General features: G+C 43.8%; 6 protein-coding genes. All 6 read right to left on the bottom strand.

Going from position 1 to position 13,064, the window contains the following annotated elements:
• Positions 1-271 precede the first annotated feature (271 nt).
• Complete coding sequence (locus NYR53_RS00420; protein ID WP_261303461.1) at positions 272-3,241, bottom strand: S-layer homology domain-containing protein; 2,970 nt, start codon at positions 3,239-3,241, stop codon at positions 272-274.
• A 394-nt stretch (positions 3,242-3,635) separates the two neighbouring features.
• The gene (locus NYR53_RS00415; RefSeq protein ID WP_261303460.1) at positions 3,636-7,529 is read right to left on the bottom strand and encodes an S-layer homology domain-containing protein; all 3,894 of its coding nucleotides are present in this window, start codon (positions 7,527-7,529) and stop codon (positions 3,636-3,638) included.
• A 277-nt stretch (positions 7,530-7,806) separates the two neighbouring features.
• A complete protein-coding gene (locus tag NYR53_RS00410) occupies positions 7,807-8,916 on the bottom strand; it encodes a glycosyltransferase family 4 protein (protein WP_261303459.1) in 1,110 nt (369 codons plus the stop codon).
• Positions 8,917-9,048: 132 nt separating this feature from the next.
• Positions 9,049-9,837, bottom strand: coding sequence for a WecB/TagA/CpsF family glycosyltransferase (locus NYR53_RS00405; protein WP_261303458.1), 789 nt, complete (start codon positions 9,835-9,837; stop codon positions 9,049-9,051).
• A gap of 53 nt (positions 9,838-9,890) precedes the next feature.
• On the bottom strand, positions 9,891-11,021 hold the full coding sequence (gene csaB / locus NYR53_RS00400; RefSeq protein ID WP_261303457.1) for a polysaccharide pyruvyl transferase CsaB: 1,131 nt from the start codon (positions 11,019-11,021) through the stop codon (positions 9,891-9,893).
• Complete coding sequence (locus NYR53_RS00395; RefSeq protein WP_437180117.1) at positions 10,997-13,057, bottom strand: DUF5693 family protein; 2,061 nt, start codon at positions 13,055-13,057, stop codon at positions 10,997-10,999. The genes csaB and NYR53_RS00395 overlap by 25 nt, the downstream gene beginning before the upstream one ends.
• Positions 13,058-13,064 lie beyond the last annotated feature (7 nt).

Here is a 13,064-nt window from a genome sequence, read left to right as displayed (position 1 = left end):
TCCTCCTAATATTATGAAAGTTTTTTTGTTATAAAAACTTATAACCAACGGGACGACTGTTGAATCTCGGCATGATTCTATGTAGCTTCGCGTCTATCACCTTGGCTACATGGATTAGTATACGTGAGTATATGCATAATTTCATTGATAAGTATTTTCCAGTAACGATAGATAGTTGTTTCTATTTATATTTACGAACTCTCCAAATTTACAAAAATAAAACTTCACACAATAGCCTAAGCAATTGTGTGAAGTCAATTATTGAAGCTTATTAAGGTTGAACTACAACCAATGTTGTTGCTGTTTTACCACCGGAGATTGTTTTCAGTACAAATTCAGTTACATTAGCGCCAACTGTAAGTGTACCATCAGCGTTTACCACCACTGTGTTTGCTGCTCCGCTTGCTTGGATATCAGATACAATATATTGTGCACCCAAGAATCCATTGTATTTGTTGATCTCTGCTGCTGTTTCGTACTCTACGCCATAGTTGTCTGTAATTACTACATTAGCAAGGTCAATTACATCAGCAGTTGGGGTAGAAAGATCATACGTTGCGTTTGCATCAGCTACTATTTTAGCAGTTGCTACAAGATCTGCTTTTGAATTTACTTCTAGTGTTGCATATTTGTTCATACCATCAAATGTGTTGTAAACAACAGTTACTGTTGCTTTACCTGCTTTGTTACCGATCACTTTGGCTGCGTTGCCTTCTTGAATAACGTTTACGATGTTGTTATCAGAAGAGCTAACGCTTGAGATACGGTTGCCAGGGATGGCAACTATTTCACCGGATTTGTTTGTCGCTGTGATTTTGATCTCTTTTGCAAGTTTGCTGTCAAAAGCATTGTTAGTTGTGCCTGTCAATACTTTGTCTGCACCTGGAGTCAGATCATTGTCACGTGCTGCAAATACACTATCAATCGCTGTTACTGAGTAAGTTAGATCTGTATCTGCTGTCACTTCAAGCTCATTCTCAACCTTTTTAAGTGTTGCTGTTCCTTTTACTAGTTCAGCTGTTACTTTTGCTTTACCAGCAGCTGTCGCTACAAATTTCAATTCTTTTTCGTTAAAGCCAGTTAGGTCGTTACCATCATACGTTGTTACTTCACCAACTGTTGTTCCGCCTGTTAAGCCGGAGAATGTTGCGTATGCGGATCCTGTCACAGTTACTTTCAATTTGTAATCCGCTGCATTTGCTGCTGCGGAATCATCTAACTTAGCGCCGTATTGGTCTTGTACATACCATTTCACGGTTGTTTCGCCACCAACTAATGCTTTGTTTGCAGATACTGCACTCTTCACGGCGATAGTTTCAGGTACGCGTACATCTTGTACTGTGAAGCTTTTTTGTACGCTATTTTGAACATTTGCACTGAAAATTCCTAGATTTACGAACACAACACCTTTAGAAGTAGCTGTTACGTTGTCAATTTTAATTTGGCCTTTGTGCTCGCCGCTTGTTACGATAGCTGCATTACCGTTTCTAGCTGTGTCGTAATCTGCTCCTGAAATGGAAATCGAGAATCTGTCTGCTTTTGCATTGTCGACGATGTCTTGTGCAGTCAATTGTTTGCCATCTGCATCATAAGCCACGATTGGAAGGTAAGTCGCGCCGTCACCTTGTGCAATAACGCCATTAAATGTACCAAATTCAACTTTGTTTGCAACTTTTGCTGATTTAACGGATACTGTTGCTGTTGCTGAAGAGGATCCAACGTATACAGTTACTGTATAGTCTCCACCTTTATCAGTGTTTTTAGCCAGTTCAAGTTTCACTGTGTCGTAAGACTGCACAGTTTCAGCTTTCAATTTCAATGTATCATTGCTAAATGGCGTAATAATAGCATCAAACTTCGTACGATCTGTTGTAAGAGCTCCCTCAGCGATTACGTCACCGTATTGGTCATAACGCGTAATTCCAAACTCAGCAACATCACCTTGTTCAGTAAGAGATGTTTTGTTGGCTGGGTATTTAACTGTTCCCAGTTCAATTTTACTTACATAAGATTCAACACCAATTTTGAACGTTTTTTGAACAGATACAGATGTGTTCGTTAGGAAGATGTTCACCGGAAGAACGTCGATCTCGGATTGCGTTTGATCGCCACTTACACCATTTTTGTAAATTGTGTTCAATGTTAATTCAAGCAGGCCAGTATCTTCGTTTCTTTTCAACGATTCATTTCTTCCACTTACGTATGCTGTATATTCGCTACCGTTTAGGCTAGCATTTTCACCGTATTGGTTTTCTGCTTTAACTTTCACAGTTACCTTAGCAGATTTCGCAATTTTATCACTTGCATTTACAAAGCTAAGTTTGGTTACTTTTTCATTTTCAGCTGTAAATGTTGCTGTTGTTTTATCAACGCCAGCTGCATCTAAACCAGAAAGTGTTGCTGTGTAGCTACCTTCGCTTACTTTCACATCAGTCAATGTCAGTACAGCGGATTTTTTATCATCAGCAAATTTAACAGTAGTTGCGATGTTAGCAGTACCTTTTGTTAAAGCAACGGTTGCTTTTGCTGTATCCACGGGCTTGTTAAAGCTCACTGTTACTTGTTGAACGCCAGTTGCTTTTGCTTCTGTTACAGACACTTTACCAGCTGGTACGTATTGTTGTTTCGCTTCGTATGCGCCAGTCACTAGAAGATCACGAGTTGCGTTAGCCATACCGCCGAATGTACCGTCTGTTCCGTTGGATAGAAGTTTCAATTCAAGTGCCAAAGCAACATAACCTTGTGCCCAACCGGAAACCGTTGTGTCTGTACCCGTTTTACCTTTTGCAGCTGCATCTTGTCCAAGAACACGAACCAAGAAAGTAGCCAGTTGTTCTTTGGTTACTTTACCAGCCGGGTTGTATTGACCATCAGCATAACCATCAGTGACGCCAGCTGTTTTCAAAGCTTCGATGTAAGGAAGTGCATAACCATTTGCTGCATCGGTTACACTAACGTCAGTGAATGTCGATGTTTTCAAGTCTTTGTTTACTTCAAGACCCATGATCAATGCCGCTACTTTCGCGAATTGTGCACGGTTCATTTCGTCTTTAAGACCGAAAGTTGTTTCTGTCACGCCGTCAAAAATACCAGCAGTGATCATTGCATCGAACTTTGCTTTTGTAGCTGCATCCAGGTCTTTCAAGTCCGTAAAGTCAGCAGACGTTTTAGCGAATGCTAGGGATGAGAACATGGAAAGAGCCATAGCGGATGTAAGAACTACGGATAGTGTTTTCTTCATAAAGGTTTGTTTCCTCCTAATATTATGAAAGTTTTTTTGTTATAAAAACTTATAACCAACGGGGCGACTTATGAATCATGACATGACTCTATGTAGCTTCGCGTCTATCACCTTGGCTACATGGATTAGTATACGTGAGTGTATGCATAATTTCATTGATAAGTATTTTCCAATTATATCGATCGACTTCGTGAAGACCCCATCACCTCTAACACTCATTTTGCCTACTTGATAAACTTACATTTTAATTGTGAAGTAAATAAGTAGAGAAGCTGAATGCTAGCTAAAAATTAGCTTAAAAGGACCTGAACTGTTTGTCCTTAATTGCCATTGCCACAGCAAAACAAAAAGACTGCATCCGATAAATCGGACACAGTCTTTCTTTCATTACTATTTATTTAGGAATCTTCTTTTGTTGTTTAAGCACTCGAATCACAATTGCCGCAGCTTGTGCTCTAGTTAAATTACCTTTTGGATCGAAGCTAAATGTAGGTTTCTTTTGCCCTTCTACAAGGGCGTTCTCGATACCATCGATAAAACCAGCTTTCATGACAGCCTCTACAGAAGGTTGTGCATAAACGCCAATATTACCCGCATCTGTAAATTCTTTTTTCAATGTCAGCAAACTTTTTGCAGGGTCTGAATTAACTTTCATATTGGCCGCTCGTTCGATCATGACAGCAGCGTCTTCGCGACTAATAGAGTTACCTGGAGCGAACAGTCCTGCCGAGTTACCTCTGACGATACCCGCTCTGGCACCTGCCTCGATATGCATAAAGTCATACAAGCTGCTGCTGTTGGATAATCCTAATCCCCTTCTAACATCCGCGAATGTACCTTGGAAGTTAGGATCGGTTGGATCATTCGTGTGGTAAGAGGTATCTTCATTAATCAATGGGATATCAAAGATTTTTACTAATAGGGTAACGAATTCACCACGAGTAATTGCATCATTGGGCAAAAATTGTCCAGCAGACTTATTGTTCATAATACCTTTGGAATAAAGGATATCTAAGTAGTCTCGCGCCCAATCATGTAGGGTAACATCGTTAAAGCTGTTATCCATGTACATGACTTGGAAGTATCCGAAGGTATCTACAGGAACTTCAATTGTGTGAGCTTTAGGATCTACAACGCCTCCGATGTTTTTCCAACCAACAAACTGGTTACCAGTTCCACTAGGATCAAGGAAAGTTCCGAATTGATAAACAGATAAGTATTTCCATGAGTCATTGCGAATTTCATCATCATATTTCATCGTTAGTGTCCCACGTTGAGTAGGAACAACCAAACTTTTAATGTTACGTGTATAGAATGCCGTTTCGCCTGGTCCTAGCAAGGTTGGAGATGGCAGGTTACCACTTCCTTGTAGTGCAGCTTTTAGAGAGTCTGGTGTACTCGCCGCGCTCATGTCTATCGTTCCTGCATCTACCCAGAAACGTTTACTTGCTGGTCTGAAGCGTCCAGTAGGCTCAATTAGGAATCTAGTTCCTGCAGGAGTTTCAGACGCCTTCTCTACACGGCCATCATCTTGGTTCGCGATGCCAAATACGATTTTACGATCGACTGTTATGAATTGTTCCGTCTGTGTTCGGTCGTTTCTCATCAGTTTCGTATCTTTAGGGAAGTTGAGTAGGAAGTCTCCATTAAAAATACTCATTTTCGAAGCAAGCGTAGTTTTATACTGCGCACCCTCAATTGGGGTATTAACATTGAAAAGAACAAGGGATCCAGTCGCTTTAGCTTTTCCACGATTAACCGTGAACGTTATTGCGTTCTTTCCAGCCTTAAGATTCGTAGCTTCATAACGGAAAATACCAGGAGCTGTTTGTGTAGCTTCACTTTTACCGAATAAAACGCTATCTGCACCATCAGCTTGAATGACAATTGTCTCCGAGTTGGTATTCACGTTTGCTTGGTCTACTTTATCAATATTCTTCACAAAGTTTGTCGGTTGAAGCAATACATAAGCAACCGGTTGTTTCGTGATGGTAATCATTTTGCTAGTGGTACGACCAGATGCATTGGTAGCGACCAATTCGAAAATATAATCACCGTACGCATCCATATTAAGCACGCTGCTTAAATTGAAAGTCGTTGTTGAGCGTTTATTATCTAGAGGATCAATTACTGCACTTATTGGATTCAAAGAAAGTGGGCCAGCCGGAAGGGTTGAACCTACAGGAGGCTTTCTTAAGTAAAGTATAGCCTGCGTGTTTAAAGTCGCATTTAGCACCGTACCTGTAAGTTGTATCTTATTAGATGTTGTCTGATAAACTCCCGGCAAAGTACCTACCGTATAAGGCGTTACAGCAACATCTGGTATCATACTCTCAACTAAAGGCGCATAATCACTGAGAACGAATACTTCATAGTTCGTTTGTGTGACAAGCACTTTCGGTTGAGCAGGGTTGGGCTTTAAATATAAAGAGAAGCGGATTGCTTTTTTACCGTCAGAGTCGAATAGCCCACTGAATGTGGTACCGGAACCCCCGGTCACAGCATTTAAGTTAGCTTCATTAATGATGAACTCTCCAGTGGTCGAATCAATTACGGAAGCAGCACCATTCGTTAACGGTACATTGTTATCATTTATCGATAATTCTACTAGCGGATAGTTGGCTGCCGGCAAATTAACGATTTTACCAGCAATACAAGGCGCGCCAACTGCTCCGCAAGTAAACTGAGCTTTGCTTGTTGCCACTTTGCCGTTGTACAAGTTAGTTACGATGACATATGGTGCACTTGAAATATTCAAGTTATAGACTTTTTTACCGGCAGGGTTTGAAGTTACAGGAGCACCACCCGATGGTGTAACCGTTAAGGTTGTTGGTCCATCTGGGATGTCATGTAAGGAAACCGTTGCTTTTCTTAATGCACCCGCTACCACAGTAGGGTATGAACCATTCCCTGCAAATCCAGGAATGGATACATCCACTGAAGTAGTCAAAGCATTCGTATAAATATCAATTGCAGCAGGGAAATCATTGATTTGATTAGACCCCTGCTCGGTCAAGACAATTTGAGATCCCGATAAATCTTGCGCAACATGATCTAAATAAGGCAAGGTTGGGTTGGTAAAATTAAACGTATATCTGGTAGGCTGTGTAGCAGCCCCAAGTGAACTTGAAAGTGTGACATCAATTTCTTGAGCAGTCGTTGTAGCACTTAAAGGTAAAGTAGCGCTAATATGATGCGTTTCGTATTTCGTTCCCACTGTAGATGAGGTAGCCGGGCTTGTTATAAGTGCAGGTGAACCCCCACCCCACAGTGTTCCCGTCACATTACTGATAGTTTTAGAAGCAAAATTATAACGAAAGCCTGCTCCGCTGCCTACTACTGTTATGTCTGCATATACGTAGTCTGTAACACCTGGTGTGATGTTCCCGATACTATTTTTAATGTCAGTGGTAAAAATAACGTCTTTGGAGGTGCTACTGGATAAAGTCGGTACATCAACGAGTGGATAAAAAGGCTGCGCTGTGGCTTCCTTCATGGAGATGCTACCATTATAACCAAAGCCTAAGCCATTATCGTACTTGAACGTTCTAGTTGTTGTGTAATAGTTAGTCGGATTCTTCGCAATGAACTGGATTTTGTTGTCCCCAGGATTAAGAACGATATCGGAGACCCGACCAGTGTTCGTAAGAAAAGTAAATATGCCGCCAGCGAAGTTTGACGCTTCGAACGTAGTCCCATTCACAATAGCATCCACTTTCAGTGCATTATTGGCAGAACCCGTGATCGTCGCATTTGAAAATGGACCTTGGGATGGCAGCATCGCGCCGTCAGCAAAGGCATCATCATTAAACATTAAACCCGTAATATTTGAAACAGGCGTAAAATAAGCCCAACCTGGTATGGAATCTACATTGGATGTACTGTTGAACTTAACAGTAAACCGATTAAGTCCTTCGGTTAATTGGACATTTTCAAAAGTAATCTGGTTCGTGCTATTTGCTACTCTTGTTGGACGATTTGTTTTATTTGTAGAGGACAGTCCCGTATTAACATTATAAATTTCATAGTAAATATCCGATATTTGTTCTTCAGCAATACCACCGATATCTACGCTAACTGTAATCGGGTTTGCAGTAAACCGTTGAACAGAAGAATCCTTAAAAGCATTAGCAGGCAAATCAGATGGGTTAGGTGGTGTATGTACATATAAATTAGTGATATTCAAAACCGGCGCAGCTGAAGCTGTCATTGGGGGCAGCAGAGCGAGTAGCATAGTGATTAATAAGCTTATGCTAATCCACTTATTTCTTAATTGCTTGGTTTTCAAAACTAGTTCCTCCTTATGTAATTTAATCTAAATGTTGTTAGTTTCTCCATGGTAAAGTATTATCTTCAATTTACTTGCTGAATTTCGACAATCCCTCCCATATTCTTCTATCATTCTACATGATTAGACGCGGCAAATAGCCAAAAGTTCTTGTACTCTACTTATCGGTCAAAACAAAGGAAATGTTTAGAGAAAGAAAAAAAATCATAAAATGCAAAAAAAATCCAACCGCTTGGTTGGATTCTGAAGTATTGATAATTTGATTACAAATTTTTGCTTATTTGCCCATTCGATCGCTCTGAACCTGCTTACCTACAAGCCTTTGAAGGAAGTTCAGTACCGGTTTCCGGCTCTTACTGATGATACCAATAGCTTCTGCTCCGACTAGCATTACTAGGAAGAGAGCCACGATGATCATGATAAGACCCCAAGTGGAATCTTGGGAGATGAAGACTGAGCATACCACCGCGCTGCCGCCGAAGATGGAGGCAATTCCGTAGATGATCAGTACGCTTGTACGATGACTGAACCCAAGCTGCAGCAAACAGTGGTGCAGATGGCTTTTATCTGGTGCAGAGATTGGTAATTTATTAACGTAGCGACGCATGATCGCAAAGAAGGTATCGGATAATGGCACGCCTAGAATCATAATAGGAATTAAAAGTGAAACAACAGCTGCTTGCTTAAAGCCGAGAATCGATAGCGTTGCTAGGGCAAAGCCTAGGAACAAGGCACCGGAGTCGCCCATGAAGATTTTGGCTGGATGGAAGTTGTAAAACATGAAGCCTATGATACTACCTAGTAGAATCACACACAGTAAAATTACAGTCACATTGCCCATCATAAGAGCTAGTATAAGAATCGTAGTCGTAGCAATACCCGATACGCCTGCTGACAAGCCGTCTAAGCCGTCAATCAAGTTAATCGCATTGGAAACACCGACGATCCATAATATCGTAATCGGAATACTTAACCAGCCAATTGGCAGGTTGGTCGTTCCGAAAGGAATGTTAACGAGGTCGATCTTAAGACCAAAGGCGACAACGATGCAAGCGGCAATCAGTTGCCCGAGCAGCTTCCATTTGGGAGAAAGTTGAAAACGATCATCCAAGGCACCCGTGACGACAATCACAAAGCCTCCGATTAGCAACCCAAATGCGGCATTGGAGTTAACGGCATCAAGTGCTGGAGAGACGACAAAATAAGCTCCGACGAATGCAAGGAATATCGCTAATCCTCCGAGACGCGGCATTATTCGGGTATGTACCTTGCGATGGTTAGGGGCGTCAACGGCTCCAACCAAGAAGGCAAATTTTTTGACTAGGGGTGTCAGCAGCAGCGCCATTAAGCAAGCAGCGATAAACCCAATCGCATATAATCCATACATGTCTTCTTCACAGCTCCTCTTGTCTTGGGTGGCAAGTAATCCGCCGAAATGAATTATACTCCCATTTGCCCACAAATACTACTGCTAAATTCATCTGAAATGACCGTTTTCAGCCAATTTTCATAAATATTTTCATGGTTTGGTGACTTTCTCTTTGTCCCGCATCACTTTCAATGCGAATTTCGGGAGTAGAAGCATTCGTTTGTAGCGCCAAGGCTCCTGCACCAGACGGTAAAACCACTCAAGACGTAGTTTTTGAAATAAAACGGGTGCTCTTTTTAGCTTGCCCGAAAGAACATCAAAACTTCCCCCAACACCCATCATGACGGGAACACTGATTTGTTGTTTGTATTTTCCAATCCACGGTTCTTGATTAGCAGCAGATCTTCCTACGAGAAGAATATCCGGCGCGGCATCCACGATATCTTGAATCACTTCAGCATCCTGCTCGTCTTTAAAGTAGCCATCACGAACGCCAACCAGCTTTATCCTTGGATAGGTAGTACGAAGCTTCTCAGCTGCCGCTTGAATAACCTCATTCGAAGCTCCAAGTAAGTAAACTTTCCAGCTTTTCGATTCTCCGACTTTCATCAGCTCGTGGATCAAATCATAGCCTGGAACCCGCTCTACAACAGGCTCGCCTACATAATTAGCCGCCCAGACGACACCCGTTCCATCAGGAACGATGAGTTCAGCGCGCTGCATCATGCTCAGATAAGCAGGATCCTCTTGCGCGGCCATGACCATAATGGGATTGGCGGTAATGACCTGATGGGGTTGTCTCTGTTCAATAACGTTCGTAAGGTAAGCTACGGTTTGGTCCATGCTCATTTTGGAGATGGGCACTCCGTAGATGCGAACTTTGGGTACAGCATTCGCAGATGCGGCCTTAGATTGGATCGTTGTTGATGTTGAACTCATAGATATCTCTTCCTTTAATTGACGTTGGAAATCGGTTTTTGGTTGCTTTTATATTATTTCTTATTTTTATAAAAAGAAATGATGCGCTGCGCAGGAAGCTGAGCCTGCGCTTTGAGCTCTTCAATGGCGGCGCGGCTGGACGCCGCCCAAGCCTCTCGGCCGGCCAGCAGGCGCTGCGCCTCGGCCGCGAAGGCATCCGCATCGAAGCGAGCTGTCGATGCGGCGGCTTTCATGCCAAGCCTATGGAGGAACTGGTCGATCTTCGGATCGTACGAGATGCCTACCATAGGCACGAACTGCGAGGCTGCATAAATCAAAGAATGCAGCCTCATCCCGATCAGCAGGTCGCATGCCGCGACCTGCGCGAGCATATCCTGCGGATGGGTGACGCCTCGCACCATCTCCACCCGGGACCCGTGATCGCCGAGCCGGTCGATCACGAACTGCGACGCCACCTCGTCCGAGGGGAGGTGGAAGGGCAAGAACCGCAGCCGCACATCCGGATTAGCGGCTAGCAACAAGCCCAGGGACCGCGAGAGAGCTTCCAGCTCCGAGCGGTCCTCGTTCCAGAAGCGGACGGACACGCCGATCGTCCGCACAGCACCATCCGCCGCGAGATCCGCCGCGCCGCCACCAGCCCCGGTCCCGCGCAGCGGCAAGCCCATGACCGGGTCAGGCACTACCGTGATGCGCTCCCGCGGGAGCCGCATCTTCCCTAATAAGTCCGCGGACTCCGTATCGCGGACCGACACATACGCGCAGCGCTGGAACACGCTGCGAATCCAGCCATAAAACATCGGGCGGCTAACCGGACCGATGCCTTGCGAGTAAATAAAGGTGGGCTTGCCCAGCCACTGAGCTATTTTCAAGACAGCCAAGTAATAGGGGATTGTCTTCGAGCTTGTAGCATCCTGCAATAAACTGCCACCGCCGCTAATCAAACCATCGGCTTCTCGCAAAGCACGAATTAGCGAACCAGGCTTCATTCGATGATAGGCCTTCACCCCATACATCGCTGACGTTTTCTCAGGATTAGCAGAAAGAACGATAGGCTCTATCTGTACGCCTTGCTCTCGACCTTGCTCCTCTAAAGCGAACAAAATCGATTGCAGCACAGCTTCATCGCCGCTATTATCGAAGCCATAGTAGCCGGATAGCGCTATTTTGACAACTGTGGCACCCATCGCTTCCAACTCCTTGTGATTATTTCCCAAGCTGCAATCAGAACGAGGCCAATCAATGCGCCAAACACAAGTCCGTACGTTATACGGATCAGGGATATATGAAGTGGCGTATGCAAGTGCGCGAAAGTATCTACAATAGAAAGCTGCCCAATTACACCGATGAAGATCAAATAGACAGCATGTCTATAACGAACGGACAAATATGCGCCTAGCAAGAATAACGGATGTGCGAACAAAAATTCTTTGGTACGAGGGCGCACGCCCAATGTATTTTCCAAGAAGGAGCGGAATAATTTCTCCAAGGTAGAAGCCTGTCCTTCATTTCCTGTACGTGATAAGTAATAATAAACCGCGGCTAAAGCTACGCCAGCGACTACAATCCATAGCACACTAATAAAGGAAGAAAGGATACTGCGAACATTCGCAATTTTATCGCTGTACGTGTTATTTTCGCTAAAAAATAGTAAATATACGCCTGCGATCGCAATAGGAAGCAAATGCAGTACGCCAACGCCGCGGAACTGCTGCAGCACAAGTGAGTACGTAACATGATTGAGAAGTGCCACTTCGTAAACGACACCAATCAGCGAAATCGCAGATGTTTTGATCAGTGTCCATACGGCGTAAGCAAGACCTGACTTCCATTTCGCCGCGGCTCCTGAACGAACGGAACGAATGGCCAGCATGATCGCTATGCTCGGTGCACTAATAGCTGTACTTAAGGCAAGACCTTGCGCGTATAAATTAGCCGAAAGTGTATGCAGAACAATAAGTCCAAGAATACCTAAGACAAAGAGGAGCAGCATGGCTTCCGGTACGAAGAAGGATACCATCAGAACGATTAAACTAACACCGCCAAGCAGCATGAAGATGCGGGCGATTTTCTGCCATCCTGTCGTTTTTACGTCAAAGGGCTCTGCTGGTCCAAGCTTAAACCCGACTTCTTGGATGCGAGGGATAGCGCCGTCTTTTCCTTGCAAACTTTCGTAGTAAGCTGCTAACGGATCGACTAATTTTCCTTTATCCAAGCTTTTTACTGGCCTTGCATTCAAGAAAACCATGCGGATATTGCGATCTTTCACTGCCAGGACGAAACGATCCGCAACGCCTTGAATACGATCCTGCAGTTCTGCTTTTTTGAGCGGCTCTGTTAACTTTTCTCCGTCTTTCTCTGTGAACGAATGCAGGCGAACGACGTTATAATTCGTTTGCTTCGATAACGTGCTAAACCCTTTTTGCGGCTCTTTTAATAACTCAATAGCAGCAAGTCCAATGCCGTTCTTATTCAGAAGATCTGCCATTTTATTCAGGTTAACTTCCGTATTTTCTTCTGTGTAGCCCGGAACTTCATTGCCATCGACAATAATGCGCTTCACGCCGATATCATGGAGCTGTTTCAATAGACGATCCATTTCATTGGTTACAAAAGGTCTGCGATTCGATAGACGAACCACGATTTGGAACCCTTGATCCTTCAGCATTTGTAAGGTCATCGGGTCTGGGTCCATACCCTTGATCGATGCATCGTCCATGCTCATTTGGATCATGAGTCCGTTTCTATTTTTGAAACTCCACGGCTTCGTGCCAACCTTCAGATCCGCGAATGTTTTCTGTATTAAAGGCTCCAGCTTCTGCTGTGTGGCACTGTCTGCGAACAGCACGTAGGTGAAATTTTCGTTAGGATCACCCAAGGTCTGGGTAAGTGCGGCAGCGTCGCGAGAATTAAATACTTCGATGCGGCGGCTCTCTTCAAGCTCCGCTAGTGTACTCTCATACACCGCCATTGAGCCAATGCCCGCTGCTTTCATATTCTTCAGCTGCTCAGCGACAAAAGTCTGCGGATTCGTCTGAATATCCGAAATATCCAGCAAATCACGATAATCGAAAACAAACTCGACTTGATTGGCCGAAGTTTCCGTTTGATGACGCGTATAGGCTAGCGGCAGGGAGACTACCAAGCCAATGATGACGAGCCACCATAGGATTTTTTTAAGAGGTTTATTCCATGTTTGATACCGTTGTGCCAAGTTGTCCACTCCTTAG

It is taken from the genome of Paenibacillus andongensis, from assembly GCF_025369935.1.
Taxonomy (GTDB): Bacteria; Bacillota; Bacilli; order Paenibacillales; family NBRC-103111; genus Paenibacillus_E; species Paenibacillus_E andongensis.
The sequence above is the reverse complement of the archived record's forward strand: the minus strand, read 5'-3'. Positions and strand labels throughout refer to the sequence as shown.

Bases quoted from the DNA above. Each gene is read 5' to 3' on its own strand.
- csaB (WP_261303457.1), bottom strand. From the start codon at position 11,021: ATGGGTGCCACAGTTGTCAAAATAGCGCTATCCGGCTACTATGGCTTC.
- NYR53_RS00410 (WP_261303459.1), bottom strand. From the start codon at position 8,916: ATGTATGGATTATATGCGATTGGGTTTATCGCTGCTTGCTTAATGGCG.
- NYR53_RS00420 (WP_261303461.1), bottom strand. From the start codon at position 3,241: ATGAAGAAAACACTATCCGTAGTTCTTACATCCGCTATGGCTCTTTCC.
- NYR53_RS00405 (WP_261303458.1), bottom strand. From the start codon at position 9,837: ATGAGTTCAACATCAACAACGATCCAATCTAAGGCCGCATCTGCGAAT.